The sequence below is a fragment of the Paenibacillus hunanensis genome, from assembly GCF_034055775.1.
Lineage (GTDB): Bacteria > Bacillota > Bacilli > Paenibacillales > Paenibacillaceae > Saccharibacillus > Saccharibacillus hunanensis.
This window is the reverse complement of the sequence record NZ_CP139194.1, coordinates 2,860,634-2,881,945: the sequence shown is the minus strand read 5'-3', so window position 1 is coordinate 2,881,945 and position 21,312 is coordinate 2,860,634. Positions and strand designations below refer to the sequence as shown.

Sequence of the window (21,312 nt, the reverse complement as noted above, 5' to 3'; positions counted from 1 at the left end):
TATAGTAACACTTTTTTATGAGGAAATCGTTAATTTAAAATAAAAAATAAAAAAGAATGGACATCCGTCTTTGGACAGATATCCATTCCCTATAGTGAGCTCAGATGAGCTAATCTTCAAGCTAAAGTACATGCCATGTTTTGCCACCATCTGTCGTCTGCATGAGCAGCGAGCGGCGCTCTTCGTTTTTGGATACGAGTAGCCAGCCAACCTCACGCGAGAAGAATTGTAGCTTAACAAGCTCCGGATAATTCACCAGCGTATTTTGCAAGGTATCGCTTTTCGGAAGTGCCTTCCAGTTCTTACCCTGATTCTCCGTATAGAACATCACACCGTTAATGATCGACCAGCCCGTCTTTTCGTTCAGGAAGGTGGGCCCCATTGCTTGATTAATTCCACTTTGCGGCTGTAAGGAAAATGGAGCAAGTGACCAGCTTTTCCCACCATCAACTGTGAAATAGCCGAAGTAATGCGTCTGACTTCCACTAACACAACCGATATTCATCCAGCCCTTCGTTTTGCTGGTGCCGAAAAATTGAGGCTTTCCAGTCGTTAAACGATCACATGTATCGACATCCTTCGGTACAAGCTCTTTGCCTTCCGACCATGATTTGCCACCGTCCGCTGTCGTATAAAGTCTTGGCATACCGTTATCCTCAAGGGTAGCAAAGCCATTTTGTGCACTGCGGAACGACATCCCGACCAGAGTCCCGGTCTGTGGAATCGCATTAGGCGTGGAGTTATTCGCTGCAAAATCACCGGTATTCTGCATGAGCTTCACCCAGTTCTGTCCACCATCCTGTGTACGATACAGTGCTTTTTCCTGCTTATTATTAGCCGAATCGGTCGATGTCATCACCCAGCCTGTATTTTCATCGACAAAATACATCCCGAGTACGGTCGCATCATTGTTAAATGTCTGTACGTTCCAATTTTGTCCACCATCGATCGTGTGCAAAATGAGCGTTTGACCGACACCATTGGCATTGCGTGCGACCCAGCCATTTTTCTGATTCAGGAAAAAGATGCTGCTGCCATATACAGGCGATTCTGAAAAGGTCACCGTTTTGGCTGGTGATACATTGTCCCAGGTCTTGCCGTTATCCTGTGTCACATAAATTCGCAGCTCATTACGTGTAATCCCCCACGCAAGACCTGCCTTTGCGCTAAGTAATTGAAAATCGGTTAGGCGAGTTTGAATTTTATATCCGACTTCGGCTGCCTGGCCTCCGCCTTTATTTATATTGGAATCGGTCGTCTTCTTTAGTGTAATCGTTTGTCCCTGATCTTCTTTGGATTGCTGGAGCTGTTCGCGTACTGATTCACTGACAGGAGCCATATCTCCGCCTGTTGACGTACAAGCTGAAAGAAGAAGGATCATCGATATTCCAGTAAGAAGCGCTTTGGCAATATTCCACTTCATGGGTAATTCTCCTTCCACACACTTGCCCTAAGCTAAAGCGTTTCATTATCACAACTTATACTAGAGTAAACTATATTTTTGATAGGTGGTTTACAGAAAAGTTACAAGCGATTACAGATGCGCGTATTTTCGAAAGGAAATGTACCGTTTTTCGATCGGTTTTCCACAACGTTGTTTTTACTTTGCCCCTTCTTTCGGCTACAATAGTAGCGAATCTGTAACACAAACTGAGAAGGAGATGATAATTTATGCCTGAATCTGTATCCAAACCTCATCGTGTCGTTGTCATTGGCACAGGCGCTGTAGGCGCTACTACTGCGTATACCCTGTTGTTACGCAACCGTATGTCCGAGCTTGTGTTTATCGATGCCAACAAAGATCTTGCACTGGGCGAAGCCCTTGATATGAACCATGGACTGCCTTTCGTAGGTGGAGTTAAACTCTGGGCTGGCGATTATTCCGACTGTAAGGACGCCGATATTATCATCATCGCTGCCGGTTCCAACCAGCGTCCGGGTGAAACTCGGATCGATCTACTGAATCGTAATGCAGCTATCTTCGACGACATTATTAAAAGTATTACCAAGTATAACAATCACGGCATTTTGCTGATCGCTACCAATCCGGTAGATATTCTCAGCTATGTATCCTGGAAAAAAAGCGGCTGGCCAGCGAACCGCGTTATCGGCTCCGGTACCCTACTGGACAGCGCACGCTTCCGTTACCTGATCGGTAAGCATAAAGAAATCGACCCGCGCAGCATCCATGCTCATATTATCGGCGAGCACGGCGATTCCGAGCTTCCAGTATGGAGTCTTGCAAACGTTGCCGGAGCTGAGATCGACTTCGAGCAAGCGGAACGCGACGATATTTTCAACAGCACAAAAAATGCCGCTTATGAGATCATCAATGCAAAAGGCTCCACTTCCTATGCGATTGCCCTGGCATTGGATCGGATCGTAGCGGCTATTTTGCAAAATGAGCATGCTGTACTGAACGTGTCTTCCCTGCTGGATGATTATCACGGCATCTCCGATGTATATCTCGGCGTACCATCCATTGTAGGACGCGAAGGTATTCGTGAGAAGCTGCAAATTCCACTGAATGCTCAGGAGGAAGAACTGTTACGTGCATCAGCACAGAAACTCAAGGATCAGATTGCACAGTTGAATATTTGAGTAAAATTATTTATCGAAGCCAGTCGTATATAAGGCTTCAGCATAAGCGATATGAAAGCAGATATATGCTCGGAAAAACGTTGATATGTAGGCGATTTCCGAGCATATTTGCTTTTAATCCTTTTATAGTTTCTTATATAAAGTATGCGTTTGTCAATGAAGGCGTTTACAAAAATGGATTGCACATACTTCAATAAAGGAGAATAACTATGGTATACAATGAGCAATCTCCCCGCCAGCTTTTCAAACCTCGCTCGCATACGCAAGTAAATTCTACCCATTCATCACCTACAGTTTCTACGGATCGTATGAAAGAAATGAATGTACATCAACTGCAAAAGCATCTGGGAAATCAAGCGGTAGGACAGTCCATCATGACTAGCAAAACTCCTCCTACGAATACTAATTCGCATTCGATTGTATCTGCTCATTCACTCCATTCCTCTTCTCCAATACAACGTAAACTTGGTGAAGCTTATATACCACAGGATACTCCTTCAAATAAAATAATCCGCGATCTTTTAGTAGAATATGAAACTCATCTGGAAAATTACATGAATCAAGTCAGTGCAGAAGTAGACAAAGCAAGACAATTAATCATCACACGTGCATTTGCAAATATTCCAGCTGTGGATGGTTACATGAATGCGTTATTAGAAAATTTTGATACCGATACACTCACATTCGGAGATTATCGTAAAATTGGACGTCAAGCAGGCTACTGGATTGAGTCTTATGTGACCAAGGTCATCAATGTAAAGCCAGCTGACGGTCTAAGAGTGATTTATCAGGCGAAACGTGGTGATACACGCCCCGATATTGTGGTCAGTGCGCTGATTGATAAAGAGAAGGATCAATATTTGGATATTGCCTGGCTCGATATTACATCAAGCTCAGAACACTCAACTGATCATATTTTAAAAAAAGCTGGCGATTGGGGACAAGCTTTGTATGCACGTGAGTTACTATATGATCCTATTCAAATATCACCTACTGATCGTACGGCTGTACCTGCTCCAGATGCCGATTTGACAAAATTATCTGAACAAGCAAAATTACTACAAGAAGAAACTCAAAAGCGACATCTCATTTTATTTCAGCGGCATGCTTCTAACTTATATAAGGAATTAGAACGTATATATAACGAAGTCAAAAGAGAAGCAATTAATTATGTAGAACCCAATCCTTTTACTCTTGGAATATCACGCGAATCACATCATATTAAAAAACCTACAGAATCTCTAACCGCTTCAGGACGCCCAAAACGTAAGGCACAAACGGATAAAGACACAGGCTTCTATGCAGAAAAAGAAACCTCAACTGATCTGAAATACGCTTCGTGGACGCCTTCGAATGAATATTTTCTTGCCAGTAAAAGCTTTTTTGAAGACTACACTGGACATAGCGGAATGACTCAGAAAGAAATTGCTTCTTTCATTATGGGATGGAATGGCATGTTAAGTAGATATGATGAGCGAACCAAAACGACAAACTTTTCCAAATTCTCACTTAGTAAATCTAAAGCAGGAGTCGACATTTTGGATGCTTCTGGTGCGGATGGCGAAGTTCTTGTATATGAGTGGTTGTAGCTTTAAGTTTTAAAGTTAACTATTCATAGAACACATACAATCTAAAAAAGCATCCATAAAAGTTATAGGATGCTTTTTTAAATTGACGTTATAAACTATCTAGTTTCAATCTTGTCCTCAATACGGCATATCATCATCCGGCTCTGCTGGACGATTCGCACGTTCAATCAACTGCTGTGCCAGATTCTCAAAACTATCCGGTTGCAGCAGCTCTACTGGCGAGAATCCCTTCTCAAACGTAAACGAATCTCCCTCTACCACCATCGCATAATGATCGCCCAGCTTCGCAATATGCAGACGGAAGCCAAAATCAGCTAGCAGCCCGCGTACACTCGTATCGCCCAGCTTCACCCGAATCTCGATCTCTGGCTTGATCTCAACGATCCGTTCTGCCGCTTCAATGACCTGCTGAGGCTCCCATTTCTCCTGCAAATCACGCTTGTCGCTCGCTGCCCAGAGCTCCAGATCCTGCTCCTCGCGCTGACGCTCCTCATTGCTCGCATCCGGCCACTTTTCCTCTACGTACGTCTGCACATAGTCCATCACGCGCTCATTTACAATCTCAGGGATGGACTGCTCATACGTGACGAATTTCAAAAAATCCTCAAAATAACGCGCATGTGATGACTGATGCACCTTCAGCTCCCACTCCTCGATCATGCCCTCTTCCGGCATATGAGGATACTGGATCGACTTCATATTACGTGCGCTAATTGCCATCTCGACCTCGCTGATCAGGCTCCGTTCATCGGAGATACGGGCAATCTGCTTCTCAAAGTCACATTTCATTACAAATACAAATGGATCGTCCAGATGCGTATCCAGCTTCACCTGCGATACGATTAGTGCGCCGCCACGAACCGAGCTCGTATCGAGATAGCTACGCACTAGATCATCACCCGCATTTTTAAAATCCTCTTTGTTCTCTACTGTACGCAGACGGGCAAACAGATTAAAGTTTGGATTGCTGGTCAACTCATGTCCCGGCTCGACGAGAAATGTCCCAATCTTCGTAGGGGGCTGCTCACTCGATGGATTCTTTTCCACCTTACGCTTGGCGGTACGTGTGAACTCAGCATGCAGAAATTGCTTAAGCTCGCTCAGCTCGTATTCGTCCTCGTCCAGCGTCTGATAATGTTTATAATTTTTGGAGGTCTGGCCTTCCTTGCCCTCGACCTGCAATACGAAAAATGATAAAAATTGAACGCTAAATCGCATGGTATGCTCCTTTATGTCTTATCGTGATAAACTGGATCAATGACTACATTCTCCACTATACTTGAAATATAGCCGAAACGTAAGTTCTTAGACGTACATAGTAATCAGAGATACATACTACTCTGTATTGGGCTCACATATGCTATTACAAAATAAACAACCGTTGCTAACTACCTGTACAGGAGGGAACGTCATGTCAGAGATCATGATTAGACGGATCGATGAGTCCAACCAGCAAGCACTCCAGCTACCTAATGAGGCTTTTGATTCGCCGGGTAAATTGGTAGTCACTAGAACCGAAGCTGGCTGGCACTATCACGAGGTATTATTCGAAACACCACAGCGTCAGCTATTTCCGAACGAGAATTACGAGCTGGAGCCTATTCAGCGATCTGGATTGGCTGTTGGTGCTTTTGAAGAAGACATATGTATTGGTATCGCTATATTGGAGAAGCAATGGAATCATTATCTGTATTTGAGTGACCTGAAGGTAGTAGCAGCGTATAGACGGCGTGGAATTTCCTCTATGCTATTGGACAAAGCGATTGAGATTGCCAGGACGCTCGAATTGAAGGGCTTATCGACGATTGCTCAGGATAACAATCTGGGAGCTAATCGATTTTATTTAAAATACGGATTTACGATTGGAGGATTCAATACGAAAGATTATCATTTTACGAATCAACGTGAGAAGTCTGATATCTACTATTATTTGGAATTTTAACGTGATGAAGGAATACCGTCTGGTGAAGTAGATTAACACTTTAGAGGATTATAATCATGTCTGGCATACATCTTGAATAGATTATAGTTATCATAATTGGAGGCTATATACGATGAAAATAGATCTCGCACATCAGCAACTTACGGCTCTGCCCCAGCTAGAGCAAGCTCCACAGGATATTACAGACTTGAATTTGTTCGATAATGCACTCACCGAGATTCCTGACGAAGTTTTTGCTATGACAGCGTTACATACGCTTAATGTATCGGTGAATCAGCTGACGCATATTTCGCCACGTATCCAAGAGTTAACCGGGCTAACGATGATCGATCTGGGCCATAATCAGATTACTGAGGTGCCTGCTGCAATCCAGCATTTGACGGCATTGTCGGAGTATTTATATTTACATAATAACCGTATTACACAGGTGGGCAATGAAGTATGCCAGTTCCCTTTACTGCGTTATCTGAATCTAAGCGATAACCTGCTGGAGCAGCTTCCAGACGCGATTGGCGAGCTGGTCGCGCTGGTAGAGCTGCGTTGTATGAACAATCAGCTGACTGCTGTCCCCGAATCGATCGGTCAATTGAAGCAAATTCGTGAGCTGCATCTGCGGAATAATAAGCTTCAAAGCTTACCGGAATCACTAGCACAGCTCACTACATTACGAGTACTTGATCTGGAAAATAACCAGCTGTCCTCTGCGCCAGAATCGATTGGTAAGTGTCAGTCGCTTCGCCGCTTGAACCTGCGTCATAACGGGCTGTCCACTTTACCGGAATCGATCGGTAAGTGTCGTTCACTACTTGAAATGGATTTACGGAGTAATGAGCTGGTTAAGCTACCTGAGTCGCTCCGTCAGCTCACCCAGCTAGAGCGACTCGATCTGCGCTGGAATCATCATCTAGAATTCCCTGCATGGCTGACAGAGCTTGAGCAGCACGGTTGTATCATTTATCGATAATTCGGTTGATAATAACTCTCATGTTTGATCATCTCATTCTGTTATCGTCTAAGATGCTTATCTAACGAAGCATCCTCGTTTTTGTCCGATTACGTTGACGAAGCGTGCCACTTGCGCCAGGTTGGCGCATCGATAGCCAGGCATTCACGATAACACCACTCACAACAAGCGCCATACCTGACCACATCCCAATCGACGTGAGCATAATACCGAGCAAGATCCATTCACCTAGCAGTGTAAATACAACCTCCAGCGCCTGTGTTGCTTCTACAGCAGCGAGGCGTGCGGGGTGACTGCGTGCCTGATCGGTAGCCCCGAAGAACAATACCGTAGCAATTACGCCAGAAAAGAGTGCCACCAGAAACGATTGCCCGATCTGTCCTCCAGACGGTGCTCCATCCTGCCAGAAGCCGAATAGCGAGAGTATTACCCAAAAGGGTAGGCTCGCAATGCTCATCCCCAGTGTACGCTGAAAGGCATTCAGTCTTCCGTCACACACTTCCATCATTTTGCGATTACCGAGCGGATAAGCGATAGCCGCTACTAGAATTAAAGCGATCCCTTGCCAGCTCCCTGTACCAGCCTGTGCCTGTTCTAACTGCATCAAGCCGATACCGACCAGCATGATGAGTGCGATAAGAAGCGCACTACGCGGAATCCGTCCCCGTTGACGTACAACACCCTGACTTCCTTTATATGTGAAAAAGAACAATGGCGATAGCAGCATTCCAGCTACAATCGTAAATTGAAAGCCTGCGGCGGTTAGCCAGGCAGGAGCATACATAGCCGATGCGCATAATGGCGCATAAAATAAGCCGAAGCCGACCGTGCTCCATACGAGCCATTGTACAGGCTGACGACGCAGCTCGTTCCATACCGGCACTAGCTCCTTACGCATAAGTACCAGCATGCCGAGCAAAGGCACCATGAAAAAGTAACGCAATGCGCCGCTCCATATCCAGTAGCCCCCATCCACCTCCATGAGACGATTCAGTACAAAGCTAGAAGCGAAGAAAAACGATGCTGCTACGCCAATCCAGACCGCCCTCATAATGAATCCGTACTTTCTTGCTTACTATGCTGATGATCTTTGGGGAGGTTCTGAGTGGAATGAGACGTCTGATCAGTCGTTGTTGTGGAATCATCGGCTGTCTCCCCCTCCTCTTGCAACCATGCTGCCAGGCTAAGCCAGTTCTGTTCCATTTCAGCAGCAGCAAGAGACCTATCCCCTTGCTTGCAGGCAGCGATAATGCGCTTATGATCCTCTGGAGAATGGGTATGATCGATGCTACTGAACTTAGCAAGCTCCAGGCGCCGAATTTTGGACATTACCGATTGAAGCGCCTTATCTAGCTCCGGATTCGCACATGCTAGTACGAGGACACGATGAAACCGATCATCTGCCTCAATCGCTGCGATCGCATCCTGTTGCTGCAAAGCAGTAATAAGCTGTTCATTAGCCTGCTCTAGCTCATTAAGATGCTGTTCTTGAAGCTGAGGCACAGCCAGACGCGTAGCAAGAGCATGGAGCGCTGCGGCGACTGGAAAAGCATGACGTGCCGCATCATTATACAGTGGCGCAATTCGTGTAATCGCACCGGGAAAAGATTCGACCAGTCCCTCATCCTCCAACCGCTTGAGCGCTTCTCGGACAGGTGTACGACTAACCCCAAAGCGCGCTGCTAGCTCATTATCATTTAGCTTTTGCTCCGGTGCTAGCTCCAGCGTGATGATACTTTGTCGTAGAGCAGTATAGACTTGATCACGTAATGAGGTTCGGTTGATTTTTTGAATTCCCACTTGCTGCATATGTACATCTCCCCCTATTGAGCATTTGTTAAAACCAATATATTGCATATCAATTAGAGAAGCAATGCCTTTTTAAATGTGTTGTCAAGATTTATGACACTGTTCTACTGTTCTGTTCGCTTTCCACAGTAAAAAGATAAAATGTTCTAAATCACAAAAGGTCATGGAGAAAATAGATACAACAAAATCGAAAAATAAACATAACAAAAAGCAAGCGTATCTTTCCTCTTAGTTAGGAAAAGATACGCTTGCTCAAGATTACTTGTTAGTGCTTAATGAATCAGATCGCCACTATGTTGCATAGTGATTGATCTATCACCAGCTCATCAACCGCGATTCAGCAGACTGTGACGACGACCATAGGCGAAGTACACAACCAGACCGATCGCCAGCCAGATGAAGAACGTTATCCATGTCAGCGCTTGAAGTTGAAGCATCAGGTACACGCAGCCGAGTGCACTCAGAATTGGCAGTACCGGTACGAATGGTACGCGGAAGCCTCTTTTCAGATCAGGCTGTGTGCGGCGCAGCACGATGACGCCGATACTTACTACAGTAAATGCGAACAATGTACCGATATTCGTCAGCTCTGCCAGGCTACCCAGTGGGATAAAGCCAGCGAAGAAGGCGATCACAATACTTGCTACCCATGTACCTGTCGCAGGTGTCTGACTTTTGCCGCTAATTTTGGAGAATACCGGCGACAGCAGACCATCACGGGACATGGAGTACAGCAGACGACTTTGACCATACATCATAACGAGCAGTACCGTTGTAATACCTGTAATTGCACCGAGAGAGATCAATGCTGCAAGACCATTCATTTGAATGTATTGCAGAGCAAAGGCAACCGGATCACTTACGTTCAGCATGTTGTAAGGTACGATACCCGTCAGAATCAAGGAAACGACGATATACAATACCGTACAGATGGCCAGTGAAGCGATGATACCGATTGGTAGATCGCGTTGGGGACGTTTTACTTCTTCAGCCGCTGTGGATACCGCATCAAAGCCGATATAAGCAAAGAATACAGTTGCTGCCCCCGCTGTTACGCCGCCCCAGCCGAATGGCAGGAATGGAGTCCAGTTGGAAGGCTGTACATAAAATACGCCAACCGCGATAAATACGAGCACAACGATTAGCTTGATCGCTACCATGACGCCGTTCGCACGCGTTGCTTCTTTCACACCACGCGTGAGCAGTAATGCAATCAGCAGCGTAATGGCAGAAGCGGTAATATCAAAATAAGTTCCTTTGGCAGGGTTAAATGCACTTGTTAAGGCAGTCGGTAAATGAATACCGAATCCAGCAATTAAGCTCTGGAAGTAGCCCGACCAGCCACTTGCAACCGCAGCGCTGGCGAATCCGTATTCTAGAATTAAGTCCCATCCCAGAATCCAGGCGATAATCTCACCGAAGGTCGTATAGCTATACGTATATGCACTACCGGATGCAGGTACGGAGGACGCAAACTCCGAGTAACACAGTGCAGCAAAGGCACATACCAGACCTGCAAGCAGGAAGGATAATACTAGACCCGGGCCAGCGTATTTGGCTGCCGCAACACCTGTCAGTACGAAAATCCCCGTACCGATAATAGCGCCTACACCAAGTGTAGTCAGATCGATCGGTCCTAGCACACGTTTCAGATTTCCCTCAGAAGGGACAATCGGCTTGCGCCGAAACAGTGAAGTATTAGGTTTCAGATTGCTCATAAAACAAATCCTTTCTTCCTGTAAGGTATATTTACATTATTCACTTATGTTAATCGGCACCTATAAAAAACTACACAATCCTACACTTTGACGCGTTAAATTATTGCATTATTTTTTGGAAAAGTGATACTAAAGCTTCCATCACTCCTGATTGCTATATGATTATATACACAATTTTCATGATATTATTGTGCTTTTCAGACAAAATAAGGTTTGGATGATTTTTACAAAAAAAGCTGTCAACATCGCTTTATAGCATGTCGACAGCTTTTTTAGTTATCCTTTTTGATAACAACTTTAATAACAACTATAGTATATACATCGCTCATTCGCCTGCTAGGGTGAACGATAGCGATATAGCATCATTGTTTAGCATAGCGAATCAGCAATGGCTATCGTTGCATGACAGTGTGGACAGGTACCCGTACCTGTCATAGAAGGGAGTCGCTGAAGTAGAACCCTGGCATTCATCTGTTCTGCTGCGTAGCGTAAAGCTCCCCATGCTCCTGCTGATGGTAATTCAGCTGGAATAATTTCATTATGTTTAGCGTTCTGTGCGAATACCGGATCATCTGGAGACAGCGTCATCGTTCCATCATCGGACACAACGGCATAGAACGATTGCTCACATGCTGGACAGGTACCCTCGTATTCTTGCTCACCGGTATGGTGTAGGATTAGCTCTGCCAGTGTATCGTGATGACCGTAAGCAAGCCATGCTGCAAGGATATATTCCTGCTCAGACGGATCATCAATATGTGTTCTAGCATAGTGTAGTACCGAGTCGTGCAGCGTATTTATGCGCTCTAATGCGTCTGCATAAGCTCGTTGTAATGGTTCCCACTGCTCGCTCGCTAATGTCTTCGCTATAGTGGTAGCTTGAGCGGCATAACCCAATACCATCATGCCACATGTGATGTACAATTCCATTCGCACCGATAAAGATGACGTCTCAGCTATTTGTATTAAATAAGGTACAGCAGCTACTGTAGCTGTATAGATGGTATATTGATGCAGCAATAATTCGGTTAGTTCCTGTAAAATCTCTTCATCATATTCATGAAGTAAGGAAGCCAGTAATTCCGGCACCTCTTCCGCTGTACCAAATGCGGTATCCAGCTCGCTCCATAATGGATCATGTAACTCAAGCATCGTCGTCCTCCTCTCCAGCCGAATCAGGCAGATGTACCTGCAATTTGGAGATGGCCTCCTCCTTCTCACGATCACGTACGTGGGTATAGATGATCGTTGTTTGAATCGATGAGTGACCAAGCAACTCCTGTACAGTACGCAGATCCGTTCCCTGACGCAATAGCATCGTTGCAAATGAGTGTCTGAGCTTGTGGCTGGAATACGGTAGTCTGCGAGACGGATCCACATCCTGCTGAAAACGATCGAATGTATCCGCTGCGATCTGCTGAATGTTGCGAATCGATAGCCGTGTGCCTTTTTGTGAAATGAATAATGCCTGCTCTCCATCGCGCCACGGGGTGAGGCGTGCTTCGATGGATTGATTCAGCATATTAGCCACTGCCTCCGGTACCGGAAGGGTACGCCATTTGCGTCCTTTACCAAAGACCTGTAGCGTTCTACGCTCCTGATTATAATCCTGTATGTTAAGCAGATGAACTTCACCGACACGCAATCCCATATACGCCATCAGTAAGAAGATCGTCAGGTTGCGTGTGCGATATTTGCCATCAATCGACTTGAAAAAATTCGATAATGTCGACTCATCCAGATAGAGCGGCTCTTTGTTTTGTTCCGTTTTGGCTTTTTTGATGCCTGCTGCTGGATTATGCTCGGCAAGCTCCATCTCCATCAATGCTTTGAAAAAACAGCTCACCGCTGCATGCTTTCGATTACGTGTCGAATCACTCACACCACGCGAGCGAGCACTGCTTAGATAGGACAGTACATGTCTCTTTTTCAGCTCATCCAGTGACTTGCCCTGTACGGAGTGAGAGCATAGAAATTCATGAATGTCATGCAAATAGGATCGACGTGTATACGCGGTATATCCTGCATCCTTCATCCAATCCTCAAAAGCTTCAAGCTCCTCAGTATAGCTCTCTAATATATTCAGGTCCTCATTTCGATCGGAATAGGAATCTGACTGTACATCTCTTTTATCCAAGGGAAGATTTTTGTTAAATTGAGCTTGATCATGTCTATTCATAGAATTATGTTCTTTCCTTTTTTGGATTTTCATCACTTATCAAAGTATAACAGAATGCTGCTTCATCTTGCATTGAACAGCTGTTGATTATTGCGATTTGATATGTTAATCTTTAATTATTAAATTTTATAAAATTAATTTGCATACAAATTCAAAAGAGGAGGTGAAGCTGTATCCTTATGTCCTTCGGTATGTGAGATGCTACAAACCGAGCTGTTTTAGGAAGTACAAATTCGTTTATTACTAAGTAGAAAAGTCATGCCATGTAACTTTGTATAGCAATGAGATTGTGATTGATGTGTTTAATATCATAATTGCAACTATTTGTATGTGTAAGATCAGTTATAACGATGATGCCGAGTTGTCGAGTCATCATCGGTGCTGAAGGGCATGAATATTCGAGTTATTAGCAGCATCCATAATCATCTACCTATTTCCAAAGGAGGCTTTACCATGAGCAAAGAAAAAAGAATCGTATTGGAACCCGCAGCACAGAAATTCGCCGATGATAACTCCAAACCACCATTCCTGTATCAGCTCGGCCCGGAAAAAGGTCGTGAGACTGTCAACGAGGTACAATCCGGTGACATCGACAAGCCGGATGTCGATATAGAGGATCTGACTTTACCGATCGGTCCAAAGGGTGAGGTTGCCATCCGTATCCTGCGTCCAAAAAATGCACCGGCACAATTACCTGTACTGCTGTACATTCATGGGGCTGGCTGGGTATTCGGTAACTCTCATACTCATGATCGTCTGATTCGTGAGCTGACCGTAGGTAGCGAGGTTGCAGTCGTATTCCCTGAATACAGTCTGTCTCCAGAAAATCGCTATCCAGTAGCGATTGAAGAAATCTATGCGGTATTGGAATGGATTGCAGATAAAGGCAGCGAGCAAGGCTTCGATACATCCCGTCTGTATGTAGGTGGCGATAGTGTCGGTGGTAACATGACCGCAGCGATGACGCTGATGTCTAAGGAACGTAGCGGCCCAACAATCGCCAAGCAGCTGCTGTTCTATCCAGTAACGGATGCTAACTTTGATACTGGCTCTTATGATCGCTTTGCAGAAGGCTTCTTCCTCGCAAAAGAAGGAATGAAATGGTTCTGGGATCAATATACAACGGATGAATCTGAGCGCGCACAGATTACGGCTTCTCCACTTCGTGCCACAACAGAGCAGCTGCAAGGCTTGCCAGAAGCACTTGTGATCACGGGTGAAGCAGATGTGCTGCGAGATGAGGGTGAGGAATATGCAGCGAAGCTGCGTGAGGCTGGTGTAACAGTCACCGAAGCTCGCTTTGGCGGTATTATTCACGACTTTATGATGCTGAATGTACTTGCGGATACACAGGCGAAAAAAGGAGCATTGATTCTTGCCAATGCTTTCCTACGTGATGGCATTTGATCATTTGTAAATAGAAGTAACTTGTAAGTATGTAAGTAGCACGATATAAATAGACCCCCGGTGTATCCTTCCTGTATATGGAAAGGATACACCGGGGGTTTTATTGTAGATTCACGATCACACCGCAGACATAGCTTTCATCGCACCTGCTGCTTTGGCTTTAATACGTACAAATTCAGACGTAACATACGCCATCGGTAGCTCCTCTAGATCGATCAATTCGACCGTCGTTGGATCAGCACCTGCATCAATCGCCTTCTGCTTGGCTTCATTCGCCGCTTCCTCCAGCACTAGCTCACGCTTACGACCTGCCATGGAGAACATTTTATCAATATCCCCACTTACCTGCGCAATCGCAGCACCCAGTGCATTGGCACAGCCCGAATGCTGCGGACGAATCACTTCGGAAGCTCCTTCAATCCCGCCTGGAATGAGAATTGCACCACCACCTACCAGCACGACCGGGACGTTTGCCGCACTCGTCTTAATTTGATCGATTGCTGTTTGCACCTGCTCGTTAATGTATGCAATCGCTTGTTGCCATACCTGCTGTGGAATGACAGCTAATCGTGTCAGATCACAATCCGGATGATCGATAACTGCCTGACCTGAAGCAAGCAGACAATCCGTTGCCGTCAGCACATTACCGCCAAATGCGATACTATCGCGTACGATATTGTAGCCTACGCTATCAGGCCCCACTGTAACGCCAGCTTCGGTTTGTCTTACAATACTACCGCCGCCAATCCCGATCGATACGATATCTGGCATCCGGAAGTTAGTACGTACCCCACCGAGCGTCACCGCCACACTCGATTCGCGCGGAAAGCCATTGACGAGAATGCCAATATCCGTTGTAGTGCCACCAATATCGCAAATAATACAATCCTTTAACCCGCTTAATTCTGCTGCTCCACGAATACTATTCGTTGGCCCGGAGCCGATTGTAAGGATCGGGTACTTTCTCGCATATTCAAGTGTCATCAGTGTCCCGTCATTCTGGGCAAAATAAATCTGCGCCTCGATTCCGTAGCGCTGTAGCGCCATCTCCAGTCCACCGGATACTGCAGAAGCTACCTTAACAAGCGCTGCATTCAGAGCAGCAGAGTTCTCTCGCTCCAGCAAACCAAGGCTTCCAATCTCTGACGAGATCGTTACAGGGAAATCCTCTCCCAGTACCTCTGCTGCCCACCCTGCGAATTGCTGTTCATAGGAAGCCAGCACTGGAGAAAAGATCGACGTCACCGCAATCGATTCGACACCGGAGGCCTGAATTTTCTCCAGCACACTCATACATTCAGCACGATCCAGACTTTTCGCTACTAGAGGTCGTCCATTCGATTCACAGCCGCCATGTACATAGTAGTAATCGCTTCCGGCTGCTGCCTTGAGCGAGGCATCCCATGTGAACATCGGCTCGACAGAGGTTCCAGCAGGCAGACAAATGCGTACACAGGCAATCTTGGCTAGTCTGCTGCGTTCAATGATCGCATTGGTCGCATGCGTTGTACCCAGCATAACAGAGGAGATGCGCCGCGGATCAATTGCAGATTGCTTCAAAATACGATCAAGCGCGTCGTAAATGCCAGATTCAACATCCTGTGTTGTTGGCGCTTTGACATTGGCAATGACCTGCTGCTGTTCATTCATGATGACTGCGTCTGTATTCGTTCCACCCACATCGATGCCGATCTTATACATGCTGCTCACTCCTTCTCTGCTGAATCCGCTCGACTGGCTCATAATCGGTATCATAGCCAAAATAACGCGGCCCCCATACCTCAAGCGCTGCCTCACTACGCATAATATCCGGTGTCGGAATCGCCAGGCAGATTACCCGGAAGCCGTACTTGATCGATTCGGTTGTGATCGGCATACCTGTTTCCTGATCGAGAAAAGTGATCAGATCGGGCACCATCGCCTGCAATTCTCCATCGATCATCGCGCATAGATTCTCATTTTGAAAATCGACCCGAAGCTCCTGCCCTTCATATTCTCCCAGTCCAGACACAAGCGCTTTACCACGCACGAATCCATCTGTCGACTGACGTTCAATATCCGTAATCTTGCCTCGGAAAATCACGAGCGCCTCTCCATAGATAGACTGGCGGGTAACCTCCTTAATCGCTTCGACTGGATCACGCTTGGTCGTCTGAGACTCGCGTATCGCCCGTCCTAGCTCCATGCAGAGCGTCATCGTCCCATGAATGGAGGTACGCTTCACATCTGCCCCATTCATCATGTATTCAGCGACATGTGCTGCACCGCCCATGCGTACAGCAATGCCACGTGAAATGTATTCCAGCATGTGATTATCCAGTGTTTCCAGCATGACACGATCGCCACGTTCATTGTGTAGCGCCATCGGTGTGCCTGAGATGCCGTAAATATGAAAGGTCTCCATTTGCAGCTCGGGAAAAGCACGTCCCATCCCATCCGCATCTACAAGCGGAATGCCTGCCTTGGACGCGACGACAAATGGCACGGTGGAGTTCAAGCCACCACATTCGATCGGCATCGTGGCAAAGGCGGTAATGCCGGCTTTTTCCTCCAGTAAACGCATAGATTTGAGCGCTTCATCACCATTCGGTATTTTCTCCATCATGATTGTAGGTGCCCCCATCATCGCTGTCGGAATGACCCATGCCTCATCTGGCAATTCGGATGGATCGATCATTTGAATAGGACCATGCTCACGAATACACTTTTGCACCATTAGCTTGCCCAGATAAGGGTCGCCACCGCCGCCAGTGCCCAGTAATGCAGCTCCAACTGCCAGATTTTCAATATCTTCTTCCGTAATCCATCTCATGAATGTAGGCCTCCTTCGGTAGTGGATCAGTTGATTAGATAAATAAAGAGAATGAACGTTTATACTAGACGTCGTAAGCCAATCCAAGTTAACTCAGTTTATCTCAGCCTTACTTAGCCTTTGGTTAGATCCAACACCTTTTTCGGTGCGAGCAGCTTCATGCCCACATAATAGACAACCGAGCTGACAATGATAGACGTGAGCGCCTGTACACCCCATGTAATGAACAGGCCTGCGGCAAAGCCAATGAGCCAGGAGAAGATCGCGACCGGATTGAACTTCTCACAGTATTCCGGCAATGTGCCCAGCGCACGTGAGGTGTCCAGCTCCTGCCGGAATCGTTTTAAAAGGTAGTAATCGATCGCCATAATACCTGCGATCGGTGGAATGGCTACGCCGAGAATGATCAGAAAGGCAGTGAATTTATCGAGAATACCAACGATGGATAGAAGTGTACCGAGACCGCCCAGAATGAGGGTCAGCACACCACGATTCATATTGATTTTGAAAATAGTGCTTAAAAAGTTCGTAATGCCCAGCGAGGAGGAGTACAGATTCATGTCGTTGATTTTAAGTGTGGCAAAGGCAACGATGGCACCACCCAGCAAGCCAGTCAATTGCATCACGATGGACATAATATCAGCGCTACCTACAGCATGAGCCATCAGCACTGCAATCAGATTCACGCCAAACTCGCCGAGAAAGGTACCTACAAGCGTAATCCAGACGACATCCCGTCCAGATTTGGCAAAGCGAGTCATATCCGGTGTCGTTACACAGCCGACAATAAAGCCGCCTGCTACCATCGTCGTTGCTGCACCGATTGTCATTAATGGCCCCGGTGGCGCCATTGTAGCTAGCTGTGCGATGGAGTGATTTTTCAGCACCTGATAAATACCGATCCCCATCACAATTAGAAATAATGGTACGGTAATCTTCGCTGTCCAGCTAATCCATTTGAAGCCAAAGTAGACGAGTAATGTCGTGCCTACGCCTGTAATAATGGATGCAACCACAAAGCCAAGCTTACCGCCTGTAACCCCATCAATTCCCTCAGCAAAAACCGAGTTCTGCACGCCAAACCAGCCTGTAAGCGAAATAGCAAAAATCAAGCCAATGATGCTGGAGCCATACTGTCCGAACCCTGACCAGCGGGCAAGCAGACTTGTTGACATCCCTTCTCTCGCTCCAGCGATTCCAAGTAGTGCAGACACCACTTGCAAAATAACACTACCGAACATGGTAGCCCAGAATGCGTCCCATAGCGTCATGCCATAGCCTAGCGCGGCACCGATCAGAAACTGTGAAATACACGTCAGTGCTCCAATTCTGACCAGCATAATACTGAACATCGACTCCCTACGATCAGCAGGCACCCGTGACAGTGAGAAATCATCCGCATTACCATTTTGACTCATCTGAACCCCTCCCTCATTACCGGTTCGCACCGGGTATGCTCCTATAGTAGAGTATAATTCCTGTCATGATAATGGGATTTCAGACTGAAAAATTAGCGTTTTATTTGTTCAAATGACCAAAACGACGTTTTTGTGTTATGTATTTTAACATTATAGTACTCGGATAATGATATTATTTTAAAAAAATTCAAATAAAAGAAGCATGTTCGACTATATCTAACATGCCTCTATCTCCGATATGATCATTTTATTTTGCATCCAGTTCTCTATCCATCATGTTAAATGATGCACTAACAGCGCCAGCTCAACTTGCATCCGATATGGATTTTCAAATGGATTCATCCCTAGAATCTCAATAATACGTTGCTTGCGATAATTGAGTGTATTACGGTGAATATGCAGCACATCCGGTAAATCCTGCTGCTCTGGATAAAATAGAAAGTATTCCAGCGTTTCCATGAAGTCTGCATTCATTCGTTGATCGTATTCCAGCAAGGGCTGTAGCAACGGACGAAGTGGAGCAAGTAAGGCAGCCGCACGACTTGTACGCAGTAGCTGGAAAATGGGCAATCTAGCCGTATACATCACATCCGGTAGAGCCGGAATACGCTGACGAAAATAGAGTACATCCTGTAAACTGCGGTATAAAGCCGCTCCTTCCTCTGCTAGATGATGAAGCATACGACCATAGATCACCGTATGCTCAACATGCACCTGACGATGCATCGATGCGAAAAAGTCTTCATATTCCGCCTCAAAGGCATCCTTTTTCGCGGGTTGACTTAGTAGCAACACCAGCTGATAGCCATGAGCAATCACCATGCAGCGCCGAGCGTGATCATTGTGCTTGCACCATGTGTTGATCTGTCCTGCCAGCTCACTAGACTGCTCCCGATTCGATGCAGTCACCAACGCCATGCCTACCAATGTAGTCGGATCATAACCAAGCTCCTGTATGCTACGCTCCAATTGATCGGGTGTAATCTCCTGACCATTAAGCCAGTTGACGAGTACAGTCTGCTGGTAATCACGTGCTGCGCTCTGGATCGCGTCCTCCTGAGTAAAATAGAGTGCCAGGCTGACCGCGACGGAGTGATACAGCATTTCTTTAAAAGGAGGCATACGATCCTCACTCCACGCACATAGATAGCCATATACACGATCAGCAGATTGAATCGTTTCTACGATATATTGCTGTCCATCCAGTTCGGATTCAGCTGCTATATGAGTCGCAATCGACATTGGCAGCACCGACGAAGGATAGGCGTCATGACGTGAAGCAGTCTCCACTATAGCTTGGTCTGGTATGCTCGGATCACTAACTCCAGCATGATCCGTCTCATCATGCACAGATGAAGCTGAAGTCAACTCCATCTGATAGCCTGCAAGCTGGCGATATTGATCATCGACCAGCAGTAAGGGATCGCCGAGAATCGCTCCAATTTTAGGAATAATCATCGTTGGATCTAGCTTCTGGGCAAGCCATTCGGTCAGCTGATTCTGGATTTCAAGCATTTGCTTGATTTCAAGCGAGCGATTTTTCTGAATTTCCTGTACAACCGGTGAGATGATATCGATATAAGGCACATCACGCGGAATTTCGATAATGGGAATGTGCAGCTCTTCTGCACGCTGAAGCACCTGCTCAGACAAAGCATGATAATGTAGACCTGGATAACAGAGAGCAAGAGCAGCGGAGTGCATCAGCTTCATTTTATCTAATAGGGCGAGTTGTCGCTCAGCATCGTCACGAATATTGTAAAAGGCAGTAATAATCAACTCATGCCCCTTAAACCACTCCTCCGAATCCGGAATTTCAAGTACTGTGACATGCTCAATCGGATTCTTCAAGCCACTAAATCCCGCAATAATACGCGCACGTGTCAAAGCTCCAACTGCCATCGCTTCCTCAACAGTAATACTGCTCATGATGAATCCCCCTCATCTATCCATTTCACTAGGATCCGCTGTTCTATGTCATTATGATGTTCGTGATCGATTTAGAAAAAGTATACATACATTCACTTCATTCGTCTTTTTGTCACTTATTATATAAGTTTGTCGAAGATTGATGCAAAGTATAATTTAGTTTGTGATGAATTATTTATGTTAGCTTCAATTGATATTTTTTATTTTTATTACCATAATAAATATTATGTAAACTAATAAAAAATATTATACATTATCTGTATAGTCATTCCAAATGACTCATTGCAGTATTAGCCTACAAATGAAAAAGGTTACCCTTCCGGGTAACCTCTAATCGAATATGCATTCACTTCTTTACCCTATGCTTCACCTTTTAAGAGGGGCTTACCTACGGTGCTTCGCTTCTCTAGCATCAGATGTGCTTCGGATGCCTGCTCCAGTGGGAAAATCATAATCAAAGCGGTGCTCATTAGTGAATGAATAATCGAGTATCGTTAGACCATCTGATGCGTATAGTTGAACTCGATCAACAGGTCTTATACTGCTTACTGCCCGCCTTTGCGAGAGGCATAAAACTCAGCGGCTTTTTGTAGCATTTGCTGGAGTGATCCGAATTGTGTATTTTGACTTACATGGGTATCTAGCTGATCTTTAGGTACTTCCTTCACCTTGTCAGCGGAATCGGTGCTTGTACCCAGACCTGCCTTTTGCAGCAGCTCGCCGATCGATTGAAATGGTGTATATTTTTGCATAAATTCTGGCGTTAACAGCTTATCTAGCGGCAGCTTTTGAATGATCTGATCAAGTGGCAGCTTGCTGATCATATCCATAATACCTCCGGATGATCCATTGCCGCCTTCCTTATTTCCGTCTTTGCCAGTAAGCATATCTTTGAGATTATTCAGGTTAAAGTTCATGTGTATAGCCTCCTTGTGCGCAGCATG

General features: G+C 45.8%; 17 protein-coding genes. 5 read left to right on the top strand and 12 right to left on the bottom strand.

All coding sequences use genetic code 11. The features are described 5' to 3' along the window. Nucleotides 1–121: 121 nt before the first annotated feature. The gene (locus SK066_RS11670; protein WP_320541616.1) at nucleotides 122–1,423 is read right to left on the bottom strand and encodes a WD40/YVTN/BNR-like repeat-containing protein; all 1,302 of its coding nucleotides are present in this window, start codon (nucleotides 1,421–1,423) and stop codon (nucleotides 122–124) included. A 248-nt stretch (nucleotides 1,424–1,671) separates the two neighbouring features. On the opposite strand from SK066_RS11670, the gene SK066_RS11665 reads away from it, so the two are divergent. Together SK066_RS11665 and SK066_RS11660 are read left to right on the top strand one after the other, a co-directional pair. Beyond that, entirely contained in the window at nucleotides 1,672–2,601 is a 930-nt protein-coding gene (locus SK066_RS11665) for an L-lactate dehydrogenase (protein ID WP_188774659.1), read from the top strand. 209 nt (nucleotides 2,602–2,810) lie between these two features. Then, nucleotides 2,811–4,190, top strand: coding sequence for a hypothetical protein (locus SK066_RS11660; protein WP_320541615.1), 1,380 nt, complete (start codon nucleotides 2,811–2,813; stop codon nucleotides 4,188–4,190). 117 nt (nucleotides 4,191–4,307) lie between these two features. Here the strand turns inward: SK066_RS11660 and SK066_RS11655 are convergent, their stop codons facing one another. Continuing rightward, complete coding sequence (locus SK066_RS11655; protein ID WP_320541614.1) at nucleotides 4,308–5,408, bottom strand: DUF3900 domain-containing protein; 1,101 nt, start codon at nucleotides 5,406–5,408, stop codon at nucleotides 4,308–4,310. 193 nt (nucleotides 5,409–5,601) lie between these two features. Here SK066_RS11655 and SK066_RS11650 point away from each other — a divergent pair, with 193 nt between their 5' ends. Both SK066_RS11650 and SK066_RS11645 read left to right on the top strand, forming a co-directional pair. After that, nucleotides 5,602–6,132, top strand: coding sequence for a GNAT family N-acetyltransferase (locus tag SK066_RS11650; RefSeq protein ID WP_320541613.1), 531 nt, complete (start codon nucleotides 5,602–5,604; stop codon nucleotides 6,130–6,132). 112 nt (nucleotides 6,133–6,244) lie between these two features. Continuing rightward, nucleotides 6,245–7,096, top strand: a complete 852-nt coding sequence (locus SK066_RS11645; RefSeq protein ID WP_320541612.1) for a leucine-rich repeat domain-containing protein — start codon at nucleotides 6,245–6,247, stop codon at nucleotides 7,094–7,096. A 61-nt stretch (nucleotides 7,097–7,157) separates the two neighbouring features. Here the strand turns inward: SK066_RS11645 and SK066_RS11640 are convergent, their stop codons facing one another. The 5 genes from SK066_RS11640 to SK066_RS11620 all read right to left on the bottom strand — a co-directional run bounded on the left by SK066_RS11640 (nucleotide 7,158) and on the right by SK066_RS11620 (nucleotide 12,658). After that, nucleotides 7,158–8,147, bottom strand: coding sequence for a DMT family transporter (locus tag SK066_RS11640; RefSeq protein WP_320541611.1), 990 nt, complete (start codon nucleotides 8,145–8,147; stop codon nucleotides 7,158–7,160). Beyond that, on the bottom strand, nucleotides 8,144–8,905 hold the full coding sequence (locus SK066_RS11635) for a GntR family transcriptional regulator (protein ID WP_320541610.1): 762 nt from the start codon (nucleotides 8,903–8,905) through the stop codon (nucleotides 8,144–8,146). The genes SK066_RS11640 and SK066_RS11635 overlap by 4 nt, the downstream gene beginning before the upstream one ends. 326 nt (nucleotides 8,906–9,231) lie before the next feature. Beyond that, on the bottom strand, nucleotides 9,232–10,623 hold the full coding sequence (locus SK066_RS11630) for a branched-chain amino acid transporter BcaP (protein WP_188774652.1): 1,392 nt from the start codon (nucleotides 10,621–10,623) through the stop codon (nucleotides 9,232–9,234). Nucleotides 10,624–10,992: 369 nt separating this feature from the next. After that, nucleotides 10,993–11,775, bottom strand: a complete 783-nt coding sequence (locus SK066_RS11625) for a hypothetical protein (RefSeq protein ID WP_320541609.1) — start codon at nucleotides 11,773–11,775, stop codon at nucleotides 10,993–10,995. Next, the gene (locus tag SK066_RS11620) at nucleotides 11,768–12,658 is read right to left on the bottom strand and encodes a tyrosine-type recombinase/integrase (RefSeq protein ID WP_320544862.1); all 891 of its coding nucleotides are present in this window, start codon (nucleotides 12,656–12,658) and stop codon (nucleotides 11,768–11,770) included. Before SK066_RS11620 ends, SK066_RS11625 begins: the two co-directional genes overlap by 8 nt. A gap of 597 nt (nucleotides 12,659–13,255) precedes the next feature. On the opposite strand from SK066_RS11620, the gene SK066_RS11615 reads away from it, so the two are divergent. Then, complete coding sequence (locus SK066_RS11615; protein WP_250345186.1) at nucleotides 13,256–14,209, top strand: alpha/beta hydrolase; 954 nt, start codon at nucleotides 13,256–13,258, stop codon at nucleotides 14,207–14,209. Nucleotides 14,210–14,326: 117 nt separating this feature from the next. Here the strand turns inward: SK066_RS11615 and SK066_RS11610 are convergent, their stop codons facing one another. The 5 genes from SK066_RS11610 to SK066_RS11590 form a co-directional block, all read right to left on the bottom strand. Next, nucleotides 14,327–15,910 carry a hydantoinase/oxoprolinase family protein gene (locus SK066_RS11610; protein WP_320541608.1) on the bottom strand — a complete coding sequence of 528 codons (1,584 nt, stop codon included), beginning with the start codon at nucleotides 15,908–15,910 and terminating at the stop codon, nucleotides 14,327–14,329. Next, on the bottom strand, nucleotides 15,903–17,021 hold the full coding sequence (locus tag SK066_RS11605) for an S-methyl thiohydantoin desulfurase family protein (RefSeq protein ID WP_188774647.1): 1,119 nt from the start codon (nucleotides 17,019–17,021) through the stop codon (nucleotides 15,903–15,905). Before SK066_RS11605 ends, SK066_RS11610 begins: the two co-directional genes overlap by 8 nt. A 113-nt stretch (nucleotides 17,022–17,134) precedes the next feature. Further along, on the bottom strand, nucleotides 17,135–18,439 hold the full coding sequence (locus SK066_RS11600) for a purine-cytosine permease family protein (protein WP_250345189.1): 1,305 nt from the start codon (nucleotides 18,437–18,439) through the stop codon (nucleotides 17,135–17,137). Nucleotides 18,440–18,712: 273 nt separating this feature from the next. Continuing rightward, nucleotides 18,713–20,368 (bottom strand): PucR family transcriptional regulator, encoded by a 1,656-nt coding sequence (locus SK066_RS11595; RefSeq protein ID WP_320541607.1) that lies wholly within the window; start codon nucleotides 20,366–20,368, stop codon nucleotides 18,713–18,715. Nucleotides 20,369–20,913: 545 nt separating this feature from the next. Next, nucleotides 20,914–21,285 carry a hypothetical protein gene (locus SK066_RS11590; protein ID WP_320541606.1) on the bottom strand — a complete coding sequence of 124 codons (372 nt, stop codon included), beginning with the start codon at nucleotides 21,283–21,285 and terminating at the stop codon, nucleotides 20,914–20,916. Between the last annotated feature and the right edge of the window lie 27 nt (nucleotides 21,286–21,312).

Coding starts and splice junctions, on each gene's coding strand:
- SK066_RS11670 (WP_320541616.1), bottom strand. CDS start 1,423: ATGAAGTGGAATATTGCCAAAGCGCTTCTTACTGGAATATCGATGATC.
- SK066_RS11665 (WP_188774659.1), top strand. CDS start 1,672: ATGCCTGAATCTGTATCCAAACCTCATCGTGTCGTTGTCATTGGCACA.
- SK066_RS11660 (WP_320541615.1), top strand. CDS start 2,811: ATGGTATACAATGAGCAATCTCCCCGCCAGCTTTTCAAACCTCGCTCG.
- SK066_RS11655 (WP_320541614.1), bottom strand. CDS start 5,408: ATGCGATTTAGCGTTCAATTTTTATCATTTTTCGTATTGCAGGTCGAG.
- SK066_RS11650 (WP_320541613.1), top strand. CDS start 5,602: ATGTCAGAGATCATGATTAGACGGATCGATGAGTCCAACCAGCAAGCA.
- SK066_RS11645 (WP_320541612.1), top strand. CDS start 6,245: ATGAAAATAGATCTCGCACATCAGCAACTTACGGCTCTGCCCCAGCTA.
- SK066_RS11640 (WP_320541611.1), bottom strand. CDS start 8,147: ATGAGGGCGGTCTGGATTGGCGTAGCAGCATCGTTTTTCTTCGCTTCT.
- SK066_RS11635 (WP_320541610.1), bottom strand. CDS start 8,905: ATGCAGCAAGTGGGAATTCAAAAAATCAACCGAACCTCATTACGTGAT.
- SK066_RS11630 (WP_188774652.1), bottom strand. CDS start 10,623: ATGAGCAATCTGAAACCTAATACTTCACTGTTTCGGCGCAAGCCGATT.
- SK066_RS11625 (WP_320541609.1), bottom strand. CDS start 11,775: ATGCTTGAGTTACATGATCCATTATGGAGCGAGCTGGATACCGCATTT.
- SK066_RS11620 (WP_320544862.1), bottom strand. CDS start 12,658: ATGAAGGATGCAGGATATACCGCGTATACACGTCGATCCTATTTGCAT.
- SK066_RS11615 (WP_250345186.1), top strand. CDS start 13,256: ATGAGCAAAGAAAAAAGAATCGTATTGGAACCCGCAGCACAGAAATTC.
- SK066_RS11610 (WP_320541608.1), bottom strand. CDS start 15,910: ATGTATAAGATCGGCATCGATGTGGGTGGAACGAATACAGACGCAGTC.
- SK066_RS11605 (WP_188774647.1), bottom strand. CDS start 17,021: ATGAGATGGATTACGGAAGAAGATATTGAAAATCTGGCAGTTGGAGCT.
- SK066_RS11600 (WP_250345189.1), bottom strand. CDS start 18,439: ATGAGTCAAAATGGTAATGCGGATGATTTCTCACTGTCACGGGTGCCT.
- SK066_RS11595 (WP_320541607.1), bottom strand. CDS start 20,368: ATGAGCAGTATTACTGTTGAGGAAGCGATGGCAGTTGGAGCTTTGACA.
- SK066_RS11590 (WP_320541606.1), bottom strand. CDS start 21,285: ATGAACTTTAACCTGAATAATCTCAAAGATATGCTTACTGGCAAAGAC.